18 protein-coding genes and 1 pseudogene are annotated in these 20903 nt (G+C 49.1%); 7 read left to right on the top strand and 12 right to left on the bottom strand.

The window, feature by feature from the left end:
* Positions 1–2297 (bottom strand): SusC/RagA family TonB-linked outer membrane protein (locus BN93_RS04790; protein WP_232211107.1); only part of this gene is annotated, 2297 nt, incomplete at its 3' end.
* A gap of 2003 nt (positions 2298–4300) precedes the next feature.
* Here BN93_RS04790 and BN93_RS04780 point away from each other — a divergent pair.
* Together BN93_RS04780 and BN93_RS04775 are read left to right on the top strand one after the other, a co-directional pair.
* Positions 4301–5704 carry a hypothetical protein gene (locus tag BN93_RS04780; RefSeq protein ID WP_019187205.1) on the top strand — a complete coding sequence of 468 codons (1404 nt, stop codon included), beginning with the start codon at positions 4301–4303 and terminating at the stop codon, positions 5702–5704.
* 87 nt (positions 5705–5791) lie between these two features.
* On the top strand, positions 5792–8236 hold the full coding sequence (locus tag BN93_RS04775) for a phosphodiester glycosidase family protein (RefSeq protein ID WP_019187204.1): 2445 nt from the start codon (positions 5792–5794) through the stop codon (positions 8234–8236).
* Positions 8237–8382: 146 nt separating this feature from the next.
* Here BN93_RS04775 and BN93_RS04770 read toward each other — a convergent pair whose 3' ends face one another.
* The 10 genes from BN93_RS04770 to BN93_RS04735 form a co-directional block, all read right to left on the bottom strand.
* On the bottom strand, positions 8383–8580 hold the full coding sequence (locus BN93_RS04770) for a hypothetical protein (RefSeq protein ID WP_019187203.1): 198 nt from the start codon (positions 8578–8580) through the stop codon (positions 8383–8385).
* Positions 8581–8656: 76 nt separating this feature from the next.
* On the bottom strand, positions 8657–9145 hold the full coding sequence (locus BN93_RS04765) for a hypothetical protein (protein ID WP_019187202.1): 489 nt from the start codon (positions 9143–9145) through the stop codon (positions 8657–8659).
* Positions 9146–9198: 53 nt separating this feature from the next.
* A complete protein-coding gene (locus BN93_RS04760; protein ID WP_019187201.1) occupies positions 9199–9843 on the bottom strand; it encodes a trimeric intracellular cation channel family protein in 645 nt (214 codons plus the stop codon).
* Positions 9844–10016: 173 nt separating this feature from the next.
* Positions 10017–10976 carry a D-2-hydroxyacid dehydrogenase gene (locus BN93_RS04755; protein ID WP_019187200.1) on the bottom strand — a complete coding sequence of 320 codons (960 nt, stop codon included), beginning with the start codon at positions 10974–10976 and terminating at the stop codon, positions 10017–10019.
* Positions 10977–11175: 199 nt separating this feature from the next.
* Positions 11176–12453 (bottom strand): replication-associated recombination protein A, encoded by a 1278-nt coding sequence (locus BN93_RS04750; RefSeq protein WP_044259868.1) that lies wholly within the window; start codon positions 12451–12453, stop codon positions 11176–11178.
* A 278-nt stretch (positions 12454–12731) separates the two neighbouring features.
* A complete protein-coding gene (locus tag BN93_RS04745; RefSeq protein ID WP_019187198.1) occupies positions 12732–12995 on the bottom strand; it encodes a hypothetical protein in 264 nt (87 codons plus the stop codon).
* Positions 12995–13345 carry a hypothetical protein gene (locus BN93_RS16570; protein ID WP_019187197.1) on the bottom strand — a complete coding sequence of 117 codons (351 nt, stop codon included), beginning with the start codon at positions 13343–13345 and terminating at the stop codon, positions 12995–12997. The genes BN93_RS04745 and BN93_RS16570 overlap by 1 nt, the downstream gene beginning before the upstream one ends.
* A gap of 184 nt (positions 13346–13529) precedes the next feature.
* Positions 13530–14024, bottom strand: coding sequence for a hypothetical protein (locus BN93_RS18450; protein ID WP_019187196.1), 495 nt, complete (start codon positions 14022–14024; stop codon positions 13530–13532).
* Positions 14015–14419, bottom strand: a complete 405-nt coding sequence (locus tag BN93_RS18445; protein WP_019187195.1) for a hypothetical protein — start codon at positions 14417–14419, stop codon at positions 14015–14017. Before BN93_RS18445 ends, BN93_RS18450 begins: the two co-directional genes overlap by 10 nt.
* A 53-nt stretch (positions 14420–14472) precedes the next feature.
* Positions 14473–14724, bottom strand: coding sequence for a type II toxin-antitoxin system Phd/YefM family antitoxin (locus tag BN93_RS04735; RefSeq protein ID WP_019187194.1), 252 nt, complete (start codon positions 14722–14724; stop codon positions 14473–14475).
* 356 nt (positions 14725–15080) lie between these two features.
* Here BN93_RS04735 and clpP point away from each other — a divergent pair, with 356 nt between their 5' ends.
* The 3 genes from clpP to recQ all read left to right on the top strand — a co-directional run bounded on the left by clpP (position 15081) and on the right by recQ (position 19442).
* Complete coding sequence (clpP, locus tag BN93_RS04730) at positions 15081–15743, top strand: ATP-dependent Clp endopeptidase proteolytic subunit ClpP (protein ID WP_009231443.1); 663 nt, start codon at positions 15081–15083, stop codon at positions 15741–15743.
* 168 nt (positions 15744–15911) lie between these two features.
* The gene (gene clpX, locus BN93_RS04725; RefSeq protein ID WP_009231444.1) at positions 15912–17144 is read left to right on the top strand and encodes an ATP-dependent Clp protease ATP-binding subunit ClpX; all 1233 of its coding nucleotides are present in this window, start codon (positions 15912–15914) and stop codon (positions 17142–17144) included.
* A gap of 120 nt (positions 17145–17264) precedes the next feature.
* Complete coding sequence (recQ, locus tag BN93_RS04720; RefSeq protein WP_019187193.1) at positions 17265–19442, top strand: DNA helicase RecQ; 2178 nt, start codon at positions 17265–17267, stop codon at positions 19440–19442.
* A 315-nt stretch (positions 19443–19757) separates the two neighbouring features.
* Here recQ and BN93_RS04715 read toward each other — a convergent pair whose 3' ends face one another.
* Positions 19758–19937: a hypothetical protein gene (locus BN93_RS04715; RefSeq protein ID WP_019187192.1), complete on the bottom strand. Its 180-nt coding sequence runs from the start codon at positions 19935–19937 to the stop codon at positions 19758–19760.
* A 310-nt stretch (positions 19938–20247) separates the two neighbouring features.
* Here BN93_RS04715 and BN93_RS17890 point away from each other — a divergent pair, with 310 nt between their 5' ends.
* Together BN93_RS17890 and BN93_RS17885 are read left to right on the top strand one after the other, a co-directional pair.
* Positions 20248–20541, top strand: coding sequence for a peptidase associated/transthyretin-like domain-containing protein (locus BN93_RS17890; protein WP_019187191.1), 294 nt, complete (start codon positions 20248–20250; stop codon positions 20539–20541).
* Between the two features lie 11 nt (positions 20542–20552).
* Positions 20553–20903 (top strand): annotated as a pseudogene (locus tag BN93_RS17885) (SusC/RagA family TonB-linked outer membrane protein); the annotation flags it as partial.

Raw genomic sequence — 20903 nt, 5'->3', positions numbered from 1 at the left:
CGTATTGTGCCGTAGTTTCCGTAGGGAGCGGCCAAAACGGAGGAGATGTTGCCCGACGTTCCCATGTAAGAAGGAAGTTGAAGGGGCATCAACATGTCGCGCGACTCTTTGTGATACCAGTCTAAGGTGAAGGAAATGCGGTCGTTCAGCACACCCAAGTCCAGTCCCACGTTCCATTGTTCTTGACTTTCCCACTGCACATCTAGGTTGGGAATGTTATCTGGTCGGTAGGCTTTGCCCAACAAGGTGGGCATGGCCTTCATCAGCGTTCCCCACTTATACGAACCAATGTTGGCATTACCCGTTTGTCCCCAGCCAGCGCGTAGCTTACCGTTGCTTATGTATTTGGCTACGGGGCTCTTTACGAAGAAAGGCTCGTTGGTGAAACGCCACGATGCAGCGAACGAGTGGAAACCGGCCCAACGCTTGTTTGGACCAAAGTTCGAGCTGCCGTCGTAGCGGTAGGTGTAGGTGGCGTTATAGCGGTCGTTGAAGGCGTAAGTTAGTCGGGTGAAGAACGATGCCATAGCCGAACTGCCGAAACCAACGCCGATAGCGGGCGTGCCTGCGCCCAAAGCGGGGTTGTTAACGGTGTTTGCAGGCAGGTCGGTGTTTTCTGTTCGGTTGAAGTCGTACGAGCTTTCCCACATCTCTTGACCTAACATGGCCGAGAACGAATGCTTGCCTATGGTGTTGGCGTAGGTTATATAGTTCTTCAATTGCCAGAAAGTGCCCGACGACTTTTGCACCGATGCAGAGTTCTTCGTTCGTTTCCAAGTACCCAAATCAACTGTGGGCATAAAGCGGCGACCGCGGTCGGAACTGAGGTCGTAGCCCACTTCGGCGTGCCAAACCAGATGTTTGATGGGGGTTATCTCGAAGAAGAGGTTGCCGTTTAGCTTGCGCCTGTTCAGCAATATTTGGTTGAGCATGGCCATAGCGATGGGGTTGGGGTTGGTAAATCCCTCTTTCGACACCGACGAGTAGCCGCCGTTGATGTTGTATATCTGTATGTCGGGCGGTGTGGTGAGCGAGTAGTTGATGATGCCCGCATCGCTATCGGCCAGTTTCAAGTCGTCGTTGGTGTTCGAGAAGTTTACGCTCATGCCCAGTTTCAGCCACGATTTAAGTTGCGCATCGAGGTTGGCGCGCATACCCAGTCGGTCGAACTTGCTGCCGATGAGCGTTCCTTCTTGCGACATGTAGTTGCCCGACACGTAGTATTGCACCTTTTCCGACCCGCCTTGGGCTGATATTTGGTGCGAGTGTTGCAGTGCGGTGCGGAAGATGGCGTCTTGCCAATTGGTGCCTTTACCCAGCAATGAGGGGTCGGCAAAGTGCTTATCGGCATCCGCAGGGTTTATTTGGCCCGTTGTTACAAAGTCGTTATAGTAGTCGGCAAACTCTTGTAGGTTCATCACTTGTAGCCTTTTGCCCTGCCGGCTCCATGCGGCCATGCCGTCGTAGGTGAACTTGGCCTCGCTGGCCTTACCTCGGCGGGTGGTGATAAGCACCACGCCGTTTGCCCCTTGGGCACCATATATGGCCGTGGCCGATGCATCTTTAAGTATCTCCATCGACACAATGTCGTTGGGGTTGATGGTAGACAGGGGCGAAACGGTTGACACCTTGCCGTTGCCCAGTGCGTCGCCCAGTCCCAAAGAGGAGCCGCTGGCACCGCTACCTTGTATAATTACGCCGTCGATAACGTACAGCGGTTCGGCGTTGGCGTTGATGGTGGCCTGCCCGCGCACGCGGATGCTCGACGATGTGCCGGGTGCGCCCGACGTGCTGATGGCTGTTACGCCTGCTGCACGCCCTTGCAAAGTTTGGTCTAGGGATGTTACGATAGATCCGCGAAGTTTCTTTTCGTCCATCGTAACCGATGCACCAGACACGTCGCTCTTCTTCATTACACCATATCCAACAACAACCACCTCGTTCAGCGTGTTGTTGTCTTCGCTCAATACGATGTTTAACGGGCCTTGCCCACTGGCCTTTACTTCCTTGGGCGCATATCCGATGTACGATATTTCCAAGGTTGCGCCCTGCGGCGCATCGAGAGAAAAGTTGCCGTCTAGGTCGGTAACGGTGGCGTTGGTGGTGCCTTTCACCTTCACCGTAGCGCCGATAACAGGCTCGCGCCCATCGGTAACGCGTCCCGTTATCTTACGTGTCTGTTGTGCGGCAGGCGCAACGCTGTTCGTTATGCCTGCCAACACCCTTGGCGAATGCCCCAACATCGTGAGTGTGAGGCATCCCGCAAGCAATGTTACTTTGCTATAATTGAAATCCATTGTTATTGGGGTTAGATTGATTGTACTATATAAATATGTCGAAAGGACTGGGAATTACAGCTCCCTGCGGGCTGAATGATGGTCGTTGCACTTTGCTTTGGGTATCGGTGCACGTTGGTCTTGGGTTCAATTTTGTTGTTTGGTTGGGACCTATGCCCACATTTGGATATCATCTTTTAATTCTGCTGCAAAGATAGTTATTAATGTTGTTGCAGACTAACACTATTTTATTATTTGCTAATACTATGTTGCTCAACTTGCAAAAAGTGGGGCGTAATGCCCCGATATGTGCGATAAGAAAGAAGAGAAACATAGTTTTGGCGATGTTCTTATTGGCTTGTTTTTGACTGTTTTCTGTGAAATCTGGTTCGATTTTGCATGCAAGCAACACCATCTATACCTCTTTTATGTTGGTAAGTTAACAAGATTGGTTGGCGAGTTGGTTATTCCTCTTGTTAACTCGTTAACTTTAAAATGTCATGATTTCAGTGTAAATTTTAACATTGTGAGTGCCCTTTTTGCGCACCAATCGCCCATCTGCCGCAAAAAATCGATTCTCGCGAAGGTTTGTTTCGATGCAAAAAGGGATTGGTTGTACATGCAGACAAAATGAATTTTTATTTAAACTAACCGCCACTAACAGCCGTTTTTGCGCTGTTTGCTGCTAAATGTAGTGCAATATGGTACAAAACGCAGTGCATTTTGGTGCTAAACGCAGTGCATTTTGGTGCTAAACGCAGTGCGTTTTGGTGCTAAATGCAGTACGTTTTGGTGCTAAACGCAGGGTGTTTTGGTGCTAAACGCAAGGAAAAATGTTGCTAAATGCAAGACGAAAAGTATAAATATACGCTGAAATAGTGTGGACAAACCTCTTTCTAACCATCAAAGACATGGCCAAAAAGGACAAGATGGCCGTTAAAAAGTGGAGTTTTAGGGGCTAAAAGCGCGTAATTGGGTGTGAAAAATAATGAGCTGGCAAGCAAACTAGAAAGGCAAAATGGTGCAAAATGCAGGTCCTTTTCTTAAAAATGGACTAAAACGGGAACGTGCAAGGGTGCAAAATGCGGCTAATCGCATGCTTTTTGGGGTTAATCCACGCTAGAAAGGGACGGCGAGTGGAGTGTGTTTTGTAAAACATAACGTAATATTTTAAGGTTTGTAAGCTTGTGATTCTATGCGGTTATGTAGTTGTGAAGTTTTAAGTTTATGAGTTTATGGGGTTGTAGGTTTATGGCTTTGTGGGTTTGTTTGCTTGTTAGGTTTTAAGTTTATGGGGTTGTGCTGTTTGTAAGTTTATGACTTTGTATGTTTGTTTGCTTATGGATTTGAGAATTTGTTGGCTGATTTGGTCATGAGTTTGTAAGTTTATGAGTTACGTAAATAAAGTGAATGGAGAGAGAAAATGGCGTGATTTGGCAGAATCTAACCTGGTAAAAATGGATTGAAGGATGGTTTCTGAGGGTTGATTGGTGCTTGTCTGCATTGTCGGTCTATTCAGTGTTAATGGCTTTCAGTCAGCGGCTTGCACCGATATAAGGTGTTCTCGTTCGCTTGTTCCCGCTTTTTCACGTGCTTAAAACCTAAAAATAAGCGGCAAACAATTAAAATAATGTAAATTCGTGATAATGTAAAAAGAAATTCATATATTTGCAATATGGCAACGAATGCTTTGCGTTAGCGAACGTAGAACGTTTAAAATGAGCTTGATAATCAGCAAACTTGCCAACACAATCTGGTCAACTGCACCGCTCTAGTCAACTCGTCAACTTGTCAGCTGAGCAATGCTCTCGTCAACTTGTAAACTCGTCAACTCGTTAACTTGCCAACTGAGCAATGCTCTCGTCATCTTGTAAACTCGTCAACTCGTTAACTTGCCAACTGAGCAATGCTCTCGTCATCTTGTCAACTAGAAAACATTGCTTTGGCAAGAACGCATGCTTTACTAGGAACGAGCAAATAACTATTAACAATACCCAAATTATTACATTAAAAGCCTAGACATTATGAGCAGAATTTTACTTCATTTGGCTGTATGCGCTTTATGTAGCGTATCGGCAGTAGCACAAAACAACAAGGATGCCGCGACTTATGCGCCGACGGCGACAGGTGAACAACTCACCAACCTGTACCTCAACTCTGCACTTTTAAACGGAGGAAACGCTGTACTTCCTGGCGGTGTGGCAGGAGATGCGCGCGGTATGGCCACGGTTAACGGTAAGATGTACGTGTGTTGCAGAGAGGGAGCCGTATCGAAACTGATAGAACTTGATGGGAAAACTGGTGCGTTGCTCCGCACAATCACCCTTCCAGAGGAGATGTGGAAAGAGGGCGAAGCGGCTCTTGGCCTTATCTGCAACGACGTTCAGGTGGACAACGCCGGGCATATCTTCGTTTCTAACCTGGCAACCGACATGCGCGGAGATGGTGCGGCCCATCTTTTTAGGGTGAACTACGTGGATGTTACCAAAACACCAGTGGCATATAAAACGGTGTTGAACGCCACTTTGCCTGCCGATTTGCCCAAAACGATGCGCATAGACACGTACGACTTGTATGGCGACATATTGAATGGCGATGGTATCATCATGCTACCCGTGAGCGGTAACGAGGCAGGAGCAGGCAATACCGTTATTAAATATACCGTTACAAAGGGCGTGGCAGATGTTGCCAACCGGCAAACGATTGTACTTACAAAGTTTAATCCCGAAAAGGCGGTGGCTTCTGGTGCCGCTCCACGCATCAATATCGTAGACAACGAGCTTTTTTATCACGACGGATTTAACACGATGCCGATGTTGTATGACATGAATGGGGCTGCGGTAGACGGATTTCAAAACAACAAACCGCTCACTCCTGTAAGCACGGGACAAAATGGTGTGACGGAGTTTGAACTGAACGGCGCTTATTATCTGATTGTGGCATCAACCAATACCGATGATAAAGAAGCACCGCAAGCCTTCGACATCTTTAAGTTTAAGGACGAAAGTCGCTCGTTTGCCGACATGACTTTCCTTTATCGCTTTCCGCAAGCTGGATTAGGAAGTGTTGGAAATCCAGTAAGAACGGCGTTGCCCAGAGTGGAAATTGTTGACGGAGTAGGCGGACAAAAGAAGGCGCGCATCAACATCTATGCCTATAAAAACGGTTATGGCATCTACGAATTTGCCAACAATGTGTCGACCAACATCGCCAAGGTAGAAGGCGATAAGTTGGATTATACGGTTCGTGGAAACGTTATCACGGTGAATGCCGATGTTAAGTGCATCACGCTTTACAACGCCATTGGACAGAAGGTGGCCGAAACTGCAAACGCACAAGCGGTTAAGGCTCCTGCACGTGGCGTTTATTTGCTGCATGTTCTGGGTAAGAACGGCAATGCGAAAACGATAAAAGTCGTTGTCAATTAACATGAACGGCCGATAGAATGCCCTGAAAAGCGGGTTCTATCGGCCTGCTTTTTCCTTCTTTTTATGGTATAAACACTTATTCGCCTTATGAAAAAGATTCTTCTAAGTCTTCTTGTTCTGCTGATGCTGGCAGCTTATGCGCAGGCAAGAGACGTTGTCATTGATGGAAAGAGTTATCGTGTAGACACGGTTGCCTTGTTTAAAGCCGGACCTGGAACGCAATACATGGCCTTAGCGTTTAAAGGGGCAAGGCGTATCAATGCTTTCTTTTTGAAAGTAGACCTCACTAATCCCTATGTTGCTTACCGCGCTGCTTTGGGGCGCGACTCAATCTACGGAGGCGAGCAACCAACGCAGGTGGCAGCCCGAAAGAGCAAAGAGAAAGAAGTGTATATTGCTGGAACAAACGGCGACTTCTACAATGTGTCCGACTATGTGGGCATGCCTATTGGCTGTACGGTGGTTAATAACGAGCTGGCCAACAACGCTGCGGTGTCTTATCATCGGCAGGTGTTCGCCTTCGATAAGGCTAAAATGCCCTATATCGGTGCAATGAGTTATTCGGGAAGTCTGCAAATCGGAACGGAACGTTACGCAATTAATCATGTTAACCACCTGAGAGAAGAAAACCAATTGGTGCTTTATAATCAGCACAACGGAGAATATACTCACACAGGTGCTGATGGAACAGAAGTGCTGCTTGCCCTCTCTAAGGGCGAAACATGGCAGCTGAACAAGGAAATTCGTGCAAAGGTGGTTTCGGTTGTGCGGCATAAGGGCAACATGCGCATACCAGCAGGCGGTGCAGTATTGTCTGCCAATGGGGCGATAGCCGGTAAATTGGCTGCCCTAACAGCTGGGACGGAGGTGAAAATCGCACTGAACTTGTCTATCGGTGGTGCCACTGCGCCCTTTGCCGACGTGGTTGGCGGCGACCAGCGCAGTCCCATGTTGCAGGATGGTAACGTAAATACGACCGAAGTATGGAACGAACTGCACCCGCGAACGGGGTTTGGTTACACGCAAGATAAGAAGACGGCCATTCATTGTGTGGTAGACGGACGTAGTACCATTTCTTCGGGAGCAACGACAAAAGAGTTGGCCGAGATTATGCGGTTTGTTGGCGCGTACACTGCCATGAACCTCGACGGCGGTGGTTCTAGTTGTCTGTTCCTGAAAGACTTTGGTCCGATGAATAAGAACAGCGACGGAACAGAACGAGCCGTAGGCAATGGTATCTATGTGGTTTCTACCGCGCCCACGGATAACACAATAACCGAGATAAGGAGCCTTCAAACAAAGGTTAGGCTGCCTCGTTATGGTGTTTTTAAGCCTACGTTTTACGGATATAACCGGTATGGCGTGCTTGTTTTGAAGAATGTTGAAGGCGTAAAGCAAACAGTAGACGCCAAAGTGGGTGAAGTATTGGCCGACGGCAGTTTCTTTGCATCGGGCAATCAATCGGGGGTAATCACTGCTAGCTACAACGGAGCGACGGAGAAAATAGAAGTGGAACTGCTGCCAGAGGCTCCTGTTGCCATCCGTTTAGACTCTGTTTTACTCGATAACAAGGTGACTTACCCCATTGAAGTGCAAACCGAAGTGGGGGGCAATGTGTTTAATCTGTATCCAGGTGCAATGAAGTGGGAAGTTGCCGACCCATCTGTTTGTGCTGTTACCGAAGGAGTTGTTAAGGGCTTGCAGAATGGGTCGACCATTGTAACGGGTAGGTTGGGTAGCTTTACCGACCAGCTTAAAGTGAACATTGAGATTGCCGACAAGCCCTCGCTTACTGCTTGTGCGTTTACCGATGCAACTTGGAAGGTTACTCATTCGGCCAACTTGAAAGATGTTGTCAATACTCCTACGAACGATGCTGTTAAAACAACGTTCACTTACAAGCCTGGGCGCAATCCCTATGTGACCTACAACAACGACTTCCCACTTTATGGTTTGCCCGATAGTATTAGGCTTACGTTTAATGCAGGCGAGACGAATATCAGCAAGCTTAGTTTCCGCTTTAAGGAGAACAACGGCGGCATGGCCACTATCAATAAGGAGTTTCAGGGCTTTAAAAAGAACAGGGACAACACCATTAGCCTTGCGTTGGCCGACTTAATGGACCATCCCAACGACCGAGCAGCCTATCCGTTGCACTTCAATTTCATGCAATTCTCCATCAATGGTTCGGGCATGACGAGCGATAAAGGCTACGACATTACCATTAAAGAGTTTGTTTTGGTGTATAAAGGCACCACCACGGCCATTGTTCGTCCAACAAACAATGCCTCGCAAAGGGTGTTTGTGGGTGGCACGAAGGACAATAAGCTAACGCTACACCTTGATTTAGACAAAGAAGAGCAGGTGCAAGTGCAACTCATCTCTGTGTCGGGTAAGGTGTTGCGCAAGGTTAGTTTAGGCGTTGTGGGGAAGGGTAGCTACGTTATCCCCATGCAACAGCCAATGTCTGGCGTGTATTTGCTGAAAGTGAACTATGGTAATAAGTGCGAAACGGTAAAGGTAATGATTTAAATTCCATCCCTATACGCTCTTCAAAGGAGAAAAGCCCCAAGGGATATATAATAAGGAGTAAAGGTGAAAAGATGCCGCATGTGCATCTTTTCACTGATTGGATTTGGGCTTGTTGCTATCGCAATAAGCCTGCATATATGAACTGCCTATCTCAACCTACGCCCGAAGAAGACGGTGAAGAGTGAGAAAAGGAGGGCAAAGCCCAGTGTCTCGATTGAGGCGAGGATGCTTTGCGCAGCTATATGTTCGTCGAGAACCATGCTTTCGAACATTTTCACGACGACAAATATTACGTATGTAACTACGAATTGAACGGCGAATTGTTTTGTTCTGTTTGGTTTCATGGTGTAATATTATTGGTTGCGGTTATGGTTTGTTATTAATCAAGGTGTTGTTTCGTGGTTCGGCAGGTGTAGAAGGTTACTTGTAGTGCGTGCCGTGGTTTTGCAGAAAAGTGTATTCCGCTTTGTAACGTTCCATTCGGGCATAGTCTTTGGATGTAGGTTTTGGCAGCCTTGATATGTCCATGTTGTGCGTTAGGTCGTTTAACTTTACGGCTGTGGCCAGCGCATTTTGGGCTATCGCCTTGATGTAATAGTCCCTGTTTGGTGCGCTATGGTGGTTAAGGAGCGACAAGGCAGTGGATATTGTTGCACGTTCTGCGGCCGAAAGAGACTTGCTACATTCCTTTTCGAGTAGCGTTATTACCTCGTCCACGCTGTGCGTAGTGTCTTCGCTCGCATCATGTAGGTAGCCAACAACGCGCTCTTGCCACGTCTTTCCCATTTTGGCCACGGCCGATAGATGCCCTTCAAAGTAGTCAAAACCAGCTTTGTCCACTTGTTTCTGGTGTAGTCGTTTGGCCAAACGCGCCGCCGCATCGCACCATTCGTTTTCGTTTATTTGCATGGTCTGGCGTTTTTTCGTGTTTATGCTACCCCTCTTCGTCGTTTTTCCCCCTGCTATTCCTTGGGTTTTTCTTCGCGCAGAATGGGTAGCGAGATGTGATAGCGCATGGCCAGGAACCGCACAAGGCAGATGAAGAGGAAACAGATGAGCACAATCAGGCTTACCTCTACGCGTAAAGCGTACAACGCCCAATAAAGCAATCCGCCTGCAATGCTGGCCATAGCGTATATCTCCTTGCGGAAAATGAGTGGCACGTTGTTGAGCAACACATCACGAATGACACCGCCTGCCGAGCCTGTTATGCAGCCCATGATGATGGCAACCCAGAAGGGATGGCCCAAAGCGAGGGCCTTTTGTAGTCCTGCAATGGTGAAGAGTCCCAGCCCAAGCGTGTCGAATACGAACCACGCATTGTCCAGTCGCCGCACGTATTTGGCGAAAACGATGATGGAAAGGAGGGCCAACACGGTGCAAATCATGTAAACCGACGAGGTCATCCAAAAGGGTTTAACGCCTAACATCATGTCACGTAGCGTTCCACCGCCAATGGCTACGGCGATTCCGCACACCAATCCGCCGAACCAGTCAACCTGTTTGGCCGACGCATGGCGTATGCCTGATATGGCAAAGGCGAAAGTTCCTACTATTTCTATTATGGTTTGAACGGTCTGAACCAGTTCCGGGTCTCTGTATGTCATCTCCTTTTGTAATTATCCTGAAAGGGTAGTGGGCGCGGCGCACGGGCACTTGCTTTCTTTATGTCCATCTGGCACCCATGCTGTTGGCGAGGCTTTCAAGGCGTTGTGCACTGTTGGCTATGTGGCTGCAACGCCTTTTGCAGACGTTTGTTTACGCCGTGCGCCATGCCTATTTACAGCCCGTTCACCACGTTTTGGGGCTTGCCTGCGATAAATGCCTTGGCATTTTCTATGGCCGTTGCCATCAGTCTGCCTCTCGCCTCGGCCGTTGCCCATGCAATATGGGGCGTGATAAAGGCGTTGGGTTGTTTAAGCAGCGGGTTATCTGCCTTTGGTGGCTCGCTACTCATCACGTCGCTGCCATATCCAGCCAGCCTACCTTCGGCCAAGGCCTCGGCTACATCGGTTTCGTTTACCAGCGGTCCGCGACCCGTATTCACCAAAATGGCTCCGCGTTTCATCTTTGCTAGCGATTGGCGGTTAATCATTTCGCGCGTGTTCTCGCTGAGCGGACAGTGCAACGACAGCACATCGCTTTGCGTCAGCAACTCTTCGAGATGGGCTTTCTCCACGCCTTCGGGCAGTTCTTCGGCCCTTTTACTCGTAAAAGCGATAACCCGCATGCCGAAGTTAAGGGCGATGCGTGCCACCTTTTGCCCGATATTACCTAGGCCAACGATGCCGAAAGTCTTGCCGGCCAACTCGCTAAGGGGCGTGTCCCAATAGCAGAAGTCGGCCGCTGCGCTCCATTGTCCCTTGCGGTTTTGGTCGGCATAGTGTTCAATACGGTTGGTGATGTTCAGCACATGGGCAAACGTCATCTGCGCAACGCTGTCGGTGCTGTATGCAGGAACGTTTGTCACCACGATGCCCCGTGCGCGCGTTTCGTCAACGTCGATGATGTTATAACCCGTTGCCAAGATTCCGATATATTTGAGTTGGGGTAGCTGTGCAAGCGTTTCGCCCTTCAATACCACCTTGTTTGTTAGCACCATGTCGGCATCTTTGGCTCGTTCAATTACTTCGTCGCGCGATGTTCGGTCGTATATTTCAACCTCTCCAAAGCTATTAAGCTCTTTCCACGAGTAGTCGCCGGGGTTGGCGGTGTAGCCATCTAGGATTACTATTTTCATGTTTCTAAGTTTATTTTTGTACTAATGTGGGTTGTTGGTTTACGTGTTTACGAGTTTTATTGGTTTACGACAGGTTGGTTTTCCTGTGTGTTGTGGCAAGCCGTCTTATCGTTTCGCTAGCTTATTGGGCTTGCTATGCCGTTGCGATATTCGGCCCATTTGGTGCTACCTTGCCCCCTGTGCGTTTGCTTATGGCGGCTTATTTCTTCTTGTCGCCCCACAGCTGCACCATTCGTTGGTACAGTTTCTCTTCGGCAGGCGAATGTTGTGCAAACCAAAAGCGCGCGTCTTTAAGTTCGTCGGGCAAGTATTGCTGAGGGGCAAAATGTCCTTCGTAATCGTGCGCATATTTGTAACCGCTGCCATATCCCAGCTGTTTCATCAGCTTGGTTGGCGCATTTCGAAGATGCAGCGGCACGGGGAGATTGCCCGTTGAACGTGCCGTTTCGAGTGCGGCATTGATACCTTGGTAGGCCGAATTGCTCTTTGCACTCGTGGCTAAGTACACTGCGGCCTCGGCTAAGGGGATTCTTCCCTCTGGCCAACCAATCTTCATCACGGCATCGAAGGCCGCATTGGCAATGAGTAAGGCGTTGGGGTTGGCCAAACCGATATCTTCTGCCGCACTGATAACCAGTCGGCGCGCAATAAACTGCGGGTCTTCGCCGCCTTCAATCATCCTCGCCATCCAGTAAAGAGCCGCATCTGGGTCGCTGCCGCGTATGCTTTTGATGAAAGCCGACACAATGTCGTAGTGCATTTCGCCGTCCTTGTCGTAGGCCAAGGGGTTTTGTTGTAGGCATTTCACCACCGTTTCATCGTCTATCAGCACAGGGTTTGCGTTGGCAGGCGAGGCCTCAACCACCAATTCGAGAATGTTTAGCAGCTTGCGTGCATCGCCTCCGCTGTATCTTATCAGGGCTGCGCTCTCTTTTACCTCGATGTTTCGTTGTTGTAAAACCACATCGGTGTGCAGTGCGCGTTGTATCAGTTCTTCAAGGTCTTCCTTGCTAAGGCTTTGCAGCACATATAGCTGGCAACGCGAAAGCAATGGGCGAATAACCTCGAACGATGGGTTTTCGGTGGTGGCTCCGATAAGTGTAACGATGCCTTTTTCTACTGCTCCTAACAGCGAGTCTTGCTGCGACTTGCTGAAACGATGTATCTCGTCGATGAAGAGAATGGGCGAGTGCGACCCGAAAAAGCGGCCGCCTTTGACCTTCTCTATCACTTCGCGCACATCCTTAACGCCGCTTGTCACCGCGCTTAGCGTGTAGAAAGGCGTTTCTAGTTTCTTTGCAACGATTTGTGCGAGCGTAGTTTTGCCTACCCCAGGTGGCCCCCAGAGTATGAAAGAGGGTATGCGGCCGCCCTCAATCATGTTGCGCAGCACGGCGTTTGGCCCTACTAAATGTTTCTGCCCTACGTAATCGTCGAGCGAGCGTGGGCGCATTCTTTCGGCTAATGGTTCACTCATTGCTGCAAAGTTAGCGAAAACGTGCTACTCCACAAAATAAATGGGAGGTAGATTAGGCCCGTGTAAGATGGTATGTGGGTGAAAATCGGTGGACTTTTGCTCCCAAATCTACTTTGTTTGGTTATGAACAGGTGTTGATAAAGCCGCCAAGCGGTGTGTGATAACTTGCATGTTGACAAAGCATTATAAGATGTTTTCTGCCCAGTTGTTGGCGCGATGCAATGCAACAAGAAACGCCTGTGCCGTACAACTCAAACTAAATGTGTTAAATTAGGTTTTTAATTTTTACAAAACTGTACCTCCACAGCGAGGCGTTTTAGAGAAAATAGGGGGCGAAAAGCATAGAAAACGCCACGTTTTTCCGCCTTTTCTGCCCCCTTTTTCTTCGTTTTAGGGTTGGCTAACCTGCATTTTGCACCATTTAGCCTTTCTAGTTTGGTTGCCAACTCATTATTTCTTACGTCCAATTTCGCACTTTTAGCCCCTAAAATCCCACTTTTTAACGACCATTTTGCCCTTTTTGGCCATGTTTTTAATGGCACTAAGGGGTTTTATTTATACCATTGCAGTGTATTTTTATGCTTTTCGCCCTGCGTTTAGCAGCATTTTGCACTGCATTTTGCACCAAAATACCTTGCGTTTTGCACCAAAACGCACGGCATTTAGCACCAAAACGCACTGTGTTTAGCACCAAAATGCACTGCGTTTTGTACCATATTGCACTACATTTAGCGGCAAATAGCCCCAAATTGGGTGCGAATAGTGGTTTGTTTAAATAAGTATTCATTTTGTTGCATCCGCAGACTAACTCCTTTTTGCACCAAAACAAACCCTCGCGAGAATCGATTTTTTGCGGCAAGGTGGACGATTGGTGAGCAAAAAGGGCACTCATAATGTTAAAGTTTTCGCTAAAAACTTTACATCATAGGCGGAGTTGCAGCAGATGTGGCTCGCGATATGGATGAACTATGCGAAAAATCGACCAGTATTGAAGTGCCAATAAAAGGGGGCAATGCTCGTATGGAGGGTATGGGCAGCAAAGGAGTGGGGTGCTACAACAGCAAAGTAGTGGGAGACTACGGACGGGGAAAGGGTCTGAAATTACGTGGCGGCATGATTGTTGGCGAGTTGCTGCGGCGTCCGAAAACAGCACGTTCAAGTACGTCGCGTACTAATTCGCCCACTGGAATTTCTAGGGTGAACTTCTTTGAAAAATGATATTTGGGCGTGACAATAGGGGAAACAATCCATTCGCCGCGATAGGGGTCGTAACGCCGTTGCACGCCAAGGTCTATGCCCCAACGCCCATTGTCGAGGGTGAAATAGCCGCCGTAGGCCGAACTGTTGACGTAAGGCAATGCGGCCATAGATAGGTAAGGCTGCACGCTATAATAGCTGCCGAAGACTGTTGCGCTGACATACGGACTGAAACGATAGGTTAGCGCGCCGCCAATACCAAATTGTGTGGCCGTGTTGAACGTGCGATAGCGGTCGGCCGAGGCGTAGCCCGTGAACGAAAGGTTGTTCCAAGAGCGGCTAACGGCCACCAGGGCACCTTGCCTTACAAGCATGGCCGGAAAGTTTCGCGGTAGCTTTGCCCGTAAAAGTTTAGGCCATGCCATTCGCCTAGTTGGCCACCGCGGTTGTAGTTGGTGGCGGGTGTGGCAGATAGGCTCGTTGCTTGTGTGGCCATGGGCTGCAACAGGCGCAGGTTCAGGCTGTCGTTTGCATGCCAAAAGTGGTGAGCTGCGGCAATGGAGTCGGCCGTTGAGAGCGGTTTTTCTTGCACGTTGGGTGTGGTGATGGGCGCCGTTGTAGGGCTTAGCGTGGGGTTTGGCTCTGCCAATCGGGGTTTGGGCAACGGCCGTTCGGTGGTTCGCGCCGTTTTTCGGTGCTTCTTTTGTTCTTGTGCTAGGGCGTTTGTGCAACATAACAAAACACAAACCAATAAGCAAGCGTGTTTCATGTCGTCGGCGTTTGATTATCCCCCCTGTGCGCATGGCGTTAGGGGAGAGGGGGTTATGGGGTGGCGAGGTGTGCGCGAAGTTCGTCTTTTGTAGAGCATCCAACAAAGTTTCCCTTTTCGTATTGCTCCCTTGCCTTGTCTATCCGCGCTTGCAATTCGGGCGTAATTGTATATTCATCACCATCCAAGGGAACAAGGATAAAGGCCTGTTTCCGCCCCCTTCGTATAATCACGTCTTCTTTTATTGCCAAGTCGAAGTACTTCTTCTGGTTGGCTCGAAATTCTTTTGTGTTGACGATGTGCATGGTGACGTTTCTTGTTTAATTAAGTATAGCAAAGTTAGACATTTCTTTCCAATCTTGCAACACCTGGCGTATTAAATTGTGTACATTCGTGTTGCGTGCCTGTTAGTTGGCCAACAGGCAGCAAGGTGTTCTTTGGCGTATGCCTTTTGTTTAATGACAGAACCCACCTTATATAATAGGTGTGGCCATGTACCGACTCGCGGCCGTGCGCGCACCACCAAAAATGGGCATTGAAAAATACCCTTTAATATTTTTGGAGTAGATAATTTTTTATTAACTTTGTTGTTCAAACAGGCGGAACGGGTGGCCAAACGTCACTTAAACCGCAATCATCAAGAAAGGACATTAGTACGAATATGAACGATTTTAGAAAGTATGCCACGGGTCATCTCGGCATGAACGGCATGGTGGTAGACGACGTGATGAAGGCCCAAGCGGCTTACCTCAATCCCTATATCTTGGAAGAACGCCAACTGAATGTTACGCAGATGGACGTGTTTTCGCGATTGATGATGGACCGCATCATCTTCCTTGGCACCGAAATTAACGACTATACGGCCAACACGCTGCAAGCACAATTGCTGTATCTCGACTCGGCCGACGCGGGAAAAGACATTTCTATCTACATTAACAGCCCCGGCGGAAGTGTTACGGCCGGGTTGGGCATCTACGATACGATGCAGTTTATTTCTAGCGATGTAGCTACTATATGTACGGGTATGGCCGCCTCGATGGCCGCCGTGCTGCTCGTTTCGGGACAAGAGGGTAAGCGTTCGGCACTGCCACATAGCCGGGTGATGATTCACCAGCCGTTGGGCGGCGTGCAAGGACAGGCCTCAGACATCGAAATCGAGGCAAAAGAAATACTGAAATTTAAGAAAGAACTCTACACCATCATATCTAACCATTCGCATACACCCTTTGAGAAGGTATGGAACGACTCTGACCGTAACTACTGGATGAACGCCGAAGAGGCTAAGGAGTATGGAATGATCGACTCGGTGCTGGTGAAGAAGTGACATTAAAAACGGCTCTTTGCGCGTGGGTGTGCTTATGCCGCCCACGCCAACAGCCCTTTCGCCTTCACTCGGCATTGGCCGTTGGTGGGCAGATTTGTCTTTACACAGACGGCGAAGGCAAGGCGGCGAGGGGATGAAATGCAGGCCGTTAACTAACGAAAATAATAGATGTCAAAGAATGTATGCAGCTTCTGTGGAAGAAGCGAAAAAGACGTAAACTATCTCATTGCAGGACTAAACGGGTATATCTGCGACAGCTGCGCTCAGCAGGCCTACGAAATTACCCAGTCGGCCAACGCATCGAAAGCCCAGTCTGCTAAGGGAAAGAAAGTCGATGCACTGAAAAATGTGCCCAAGCCGATGGATATCAAGGCTTACCTAGACCAATATATCATTGGGCAGGATGAGGCCAAGCGGTATCTTTCGGTGTCGGTTTACAACCATTATAAGCGTTTGGAACAGCCCATTGGCGACGATGGTGTGGAGATTGAGAAAAGCAACATCATCATGGTGGGTAGCACCGGAACGGGAAAAACCCTGATGGCGCGAACCATTGCCAAGCTACTCGACGTGCCGTTTACCATCGTAGATGCAACGGTGTTTACCGAGGCGGGATATGTGGGCGAGGATGTTGAGAGCATACTTAGCCGACTGTTGCAGGTGGCCGATTATAATGTGGCGGCCGCCGAACGCGGCATCGTCTTCGTAGACGAGATTGACAAGATTGCCCGAAAGAGCGATAACCCAAGCATTACGCGCGACGTGAGTGGCGAAGGCGTGCAGCAAGGACTGCTGAAACTGCTGGAAGGAACCACGGTTAACGTTCCGCCAAAGGGTGGACGTAAGCATCCCGACCAAGATTACATTCACGTGGACACGCGAAACATCTTGTTTATATGCGGCGGAGCATTCGACGGCATCGAAAGGAAGATTGCACAGCGGCTTAATACGCACGTGGTGGGCTATAACTCGGTGCAGAACGTGCGCAAGATAGACAAGGGCGACTTGATGAAATACATTCTGCCGCAAGACTTGAAGTCGTTTGGACTGATACCCGAAATCATTGGTCGTCTGCCCGTGCTTACTTACCTCAACCCGTTAGACCGCGAGGCCTTGCGCCGCATCTTGGTTGAACCGAAGAACTCTATCATCAAGCAGTACGAAAAGCTGTTTAAGATGGATGGCATCAAACTGAGTTTCGCCACCGAAACGCTAGACTACATCGTGGATAAGGCTGTGGAGTACAAGCTGGGCGCACGCGGATTGCGCTCTATTGTAGAGGCCGTGATGATGGATGCCATGTTCGAGGTGCCGTCGAAGAAGGTGAAACAGTTCGACGTTACTTTGCAATATGCCAGAGAACAACTAGACAAGTCGGGCTTGCAAGAGCAGGCCAGCTGAACGATAGGGCTGTGAACGGACGGCATTGGAATATAAAATTCCTCACGCACACAATGTCGTCCGCTCACAAAAACCACCGCGAAAGCCAATAATCTCACATCTGTGAAACCTAAACCATTTATGACTAAGGACGTTAATCTTACAGAACCGCTAAAACAATACTTTGGTTTCGACTCGTTTAAGGGAGACCAAGAGGCTATTATCCGCAATTTGCTTGCGGGTAACGACACCTTTGTGCTCATGCCGACAGGTGGCGGAAAAAGCCTGTGCTATCAGCTGCCGTCGCTCTTGATGGAAGGAACGGCCATCGTTATCTCGCCACTCATCGCCTTAATGAAAAACCAAGTGGACGTGATGAACGGCATGAGCGAAGACGGTTGCGTGGCCCATTACCTCAACTCGTCGCTTAACAAGGCCGCCATTCAGCAGGTTATGCACGACATTAAGCGCGGCGCAACGAAACTTTTGTACGTTGCACCCGAATCGTTGGGTAAGGATGAGAACGTGGAGTTTCTGCAATCCATCAAGGTTTCGTTCTATGCCGTAGACGAGGCGCACTGTATTTCGGAGTGGGGACACGACTTCCGCCCCGAATATCGCAACATCCGACCAACCATTTCGCGTATCGGACACGCCCCCGTGATTGCCCTTACGGCCACGGCCACCGACAAAGTGCGCTCGGACATTAAGAAAAGTCTTGGCATTTGCGATGCAAAGGAGTTTAAAAGCTCGTTCAATCGCCCCAACCTCTACTACGAAGTGCGCCCCAAAACGCAAGAGGTGGAACGCAACATCATCAAGTTCATCAGGCAACATGCAGGCAAAAGCGGCATCATCTATTGCCTTTCGCGCAAAAAGGTGGAAGAGCTTTCGGCCATATTGAAGGCCAATAACATCAAGGCCGAACCTTATCACGCCGGCCTGGACAGCGCAACGCGGTCGCAAACGCAAGACGACTTTTTGATGGAACGCATTGATGTGATTGTGGCTACCATCGCTTTCGGCATGGGAATAGACAAGCCCGACGTGCGTTTTGTTATCCATTACGACATCCCCAAAAGCTTGGAAGGCTATTATCAAGAGACTGGACGTGCCGGACGCGACGGCGGCGAGGGGCTTTGCATAACTTTCTATTCAAACAAAGACCTGCAAAAGCTGGAAAAGTTTATGGAAAGCAAGCCCGTGGCTGAACAAGACATCGGTAGGCAGCTGCTGTTAGAAACGGCCGCCTATGCAGAATCGTCGGTGTGTCGCCGCAAAATGTTGCTCCACTATTTCGGTGAAGATTATACGGAAGACAATTGTCATAACTGCGACAACTGTTTGCACCCCAAAACCAAACGCGAGGCAAAGGAGGCGTTGCTCATCGTGTTGAAGGCAGTTCTGGCCATCAAGGAAAACTTCAGAAGCGACTATGTTATCGACTTCGTTAAGGGTAGGGCAACCGACGACCTTGTATCGCATAAGCACAACGAGCTAGACGACTTCGGCGCAGGAGAAGACGAAGACGACAAGGTTTGGAACCCCGTGATACACCAAGCGCTTATCGCGGGATACCTGAAAAAGGACGTGGAGAACTATGGTTTGCTGAAAGTTACTGCCGCAGGGCGCCGTTTCATCAAGCATCCGCAGTCGTTCATGATTGTGGAAGACAAGGATTTTGACGACGATTTCGTGGAAGAGTCGCGCGACGGCTGTGGCTCTACCCTCGACCCCGACCTGTATGTCATGCTCAAACAGCTGCGTAAAGACATGGCCGAACGGCTTAACGTGCCGCCTTACGTCATTTTCCAAGACGTGTCTGTGGAGCAGATGGCGGTGACATATCCCATTACGCTCGAAGAATTGCAGAACATCCCCGGCGTGGGCGTGGGCAAAGCCAAACGCTACGGAGAGGCTTTCTGCCAACTGATAAAGAAACATTGCGAAGACAATCAAATAGAGAGACCTGAAGAATTAAGAGTAAGAACCGTAGCCAAAAAATCTATGAACAAGGTAAAAATCATACAAAGCATCGACAGACAAATTGCGCTGGATGACATTGCAATAGCCCTTAACCTGGGATTTGACGACCTACTGAGCGAAATTGAAACCATCGTTAACAGCGGAACGAAACTGAATATCGACTATTTCCTCGACGAGGTGATGGACGAAGACCGCGTGGACGACATCTACGACTATTTTAGAACGAGCGAAACAGACGACCTGGATGTGGCTATTGAGGAACTGGGCGGCGACTATACCGAAGAGGACATAAGGCTGGTACGCATCAAGTTCCTTTCGGAAATGGCGAATTAAATTTGCGCCTTTATCGCATAGCGCATAATGGACGTGGCCTAATGGCATGGCCAAGGCCAGCGAAACTGCGTTTTTAAGCACGCCTATCGCAGGTTGTGTTATGCCCAACAAAACATAAACAGGCACAAGGACATGCTAAGGAGCATGCCTTGTGCCTGTTTGGGTTAGTGGGGATGTGCATCGTTTTCGCCCTTTTCCTCCCTGTTTTTTGCCCAATAAGGGCTTTGGTTAGTGGGGGAATGCGCATCGTTTCCGCGTTTTTCCCCAGCGCATCGCAGCTTGTTTGTTAGCTTACTGCATGTGCCTTAGTCTGCTTTAACTTTGTTGCGATGAAATGCCGTTGGTCTTAATCTTTACATGTTTATATATAGGAAAGGTGTGGAAACCGATAGAGGGGGGATGAAAGGAACGCCAATAACCTGGTTGTGGAATTTGGCGTAACGACAGTTTCTTATGCCCGAACGGATGCAAGAGCAGCTGTCTTTTTTGCTCCATTTGCCGTGTTTATATGAACAAATGATGCAAATATAACCTAAAAGCTTGTTTATATGTAAAATAAATCTTAAATTTGCGTACGTAAATACACATATTAAACCAAGAAGGGCGTTTGCCGAGGCGTTGTGCCTTGACACATACGATATACTAGCCACATTGCTAACCCAGTGCCGACCGTTCTCCATGAAATGCCGACACGCAAACAACTAGCTATACAATAGCCATGAACAAGGCTTACCAGATGCGTTAGCGCAACCTGTTGCCAAAGTGAACATGGACTACAAGAATACCAATCTCAAAACAACTGATTATGAAAAAGAACCTAGTGCTAAGAGGCTTTGTCTTATGTTCACTTCTGCTTTTTCCCCTTTTCTGCGCATGGGCCGTTGTACCCATTGCTGATAAGGACGCGCAACGTGCGCCCCGTACACAAAAGGGCAACGACGGAAGGGTGGACGTGCGGGGCAATGTTGTGGCCGATGAAGACGGATTGCCCGTGATGGGAGCTACCGTAACGGCAACGGCCACAGGCCAAAAGACCGTCACCGACGGCGATGGAACTTCTTCTTGCCCAGCATTCCGCAGGGAAGTGAGTTGCGCGTAACCTATGTGGGCATGCACCCCCTAAGCGTTAAGGCCAAGGCCAGCCTTACGATAAGGCTCAAATCAGACGCCAAGATGCTCGACGAGTTTGTGGTAACGGGTATGTTCAACCGGAAAAAGGAGGGATTTACAGGCTCGGCCGTCACCATTAAGGGCGAAGACATCAAGCGTTACAGCACCACCAACATCGCCAAAGCCTTGTCGGCCATCGCACCAGGCCTGCGTATTGCCGAGAATATCGTCAATGGGTCTAACCCCAACGGCTTGCCCGACATGCGCATGCGCGGCGGGGCAAACATGGATTTGGGAAGTTCTGCCGGTAGTAAGCTGTTGGCTGTGCAGGGCGAATACGAAACTTACGCC

The organism is Prevotella conceptionensis 9403948 (genome assembly GCF_000312305.1).
Classification (GTDB): domain Bacteria; phylum Bacteroidota; class Bacteroidia; order Bacteroidales; family Bacteroidaceae; genus Prevotella; species Prevotella conceptionensis.
Note: the sequence above shows the minus strand (reverse complement) of the source record. Positions and strands in the feature narration are given on the sequence as shown.

Excerpts from the sequence above, each read along its gene's own strand:
- BN93_RS17890 (WP_019187191.1), top strand. The coding sequence starts at position 20,248 with ATGAAAAAGAACCTAGTGCTAAGAGGCTTTGTCTTATGTTCACTTCTG.
- BN93_RS18450 (WP_019187196.1), bottom strand. The coding sequence starts at position 14,024 with ATGCTTGTAAGGCAAGGTGCCCTGGTGGCCGTTAGCCGCTCTTGGAAC.
- BN93_RS04715 (WP_019187192.1), bottom strand. The coding sequence starts at position 19,937 with ATGGAGCAAAAAAGACAGCTGCTCTTGCATCCGTTCGGGCATAAGAAA.
- BN93_RS04755 (WP_019187200.1), bottom strand. The coding sequence starts at position 10,976 with ATGAAAATAGTAATCCTAGATGGCTACACCGCCAACCCCGGCGACTAC.
- clpP (WP_009231443.1), top strand. The coding sequence starts at position 15,081 with ATGAACGATTTTAGAAAGTATGCCACGGGTCATCTCGGCATGAACGGC.
- BN93_RS04735 (WP_019187194.1), bottom strand. The coding sequence starts at position 14,724 with ATGCACATCGTCAACACAAAAGAATTTCGAGCCAACCAGAAGAAGTAC.
- BN93_RS18445 (WP_019187195.1), bottom strand. The coding sequence starts at position 14,419 with ATGAAACACGCTTGCTTATTGGTTTGTGTTTTGTTATGTTGCACAAAC.
- BN93_RS04780 (WP_019187205.1), top strand. The coding sequence starts at position 4,301 with ATGAGCAGAATTTTACTTCATTTGGCTGTATGCGCTTTATGTAGCGTA.
- BN93_RS04760 (WP_019187201.1), bottom strand. The coding sequence starts at position 9,843 with ATGACATACAGAGACCCGGAACTGGTTCAGACCGTTCAAACCATAATA.
- recQ (WP_019187193.1), top strand. The coding sequence starts at position 17,265 with ATGACTAAGGACGTTAATCTTACAGAACCGCTAAAACAATACTTTGGT.
- BN93_RS16570 (WP_019187197.1), bottom strand. The coding sequence starts at position 13,345 with ATGAGTGCCCTTTTTGCTCACCAATCGTCCACCTTGCCGCAAAAAATC.
- clpX (WP_009231444.1), top strand. The coding sequence starts at position 15,912 with ATGTCAAAGAATGTATGCAGCTTCTGTGGAAGAAGCGAAAAAGACGTA.
- BN93_RS04775 (WP_019187204.1), top strand. The coding sequence starts at position 5,792 with ATGAAAAAGATTCTTCTAAGTCTTCTTGTTCTGCTGATGCTGGCAGCT.
- BN93_RS04770 (WP_019187203.1), bottom strand. The coding sequence starts at position 8,580 with ATGAAACCAAACAGAACAAAACAATTCGCCGTTCAATTCGTAGTTACA.
- BN93_RS04750 (WP_044259868.1), bottom strand. The coding sequence starts at position 12,453 with ATGAGTGAACCATTAGCCGAAAGAATGCGCCCACGCTCGCTCGACGAT.
- BN93_RS04765 (WP_019187202.1), bottom strand. The coding sequence starts at position 9,145 with ATGCAAATAAACGAAAACGAATGGTGCGATGCGGCGGCGCGTTTGGCC.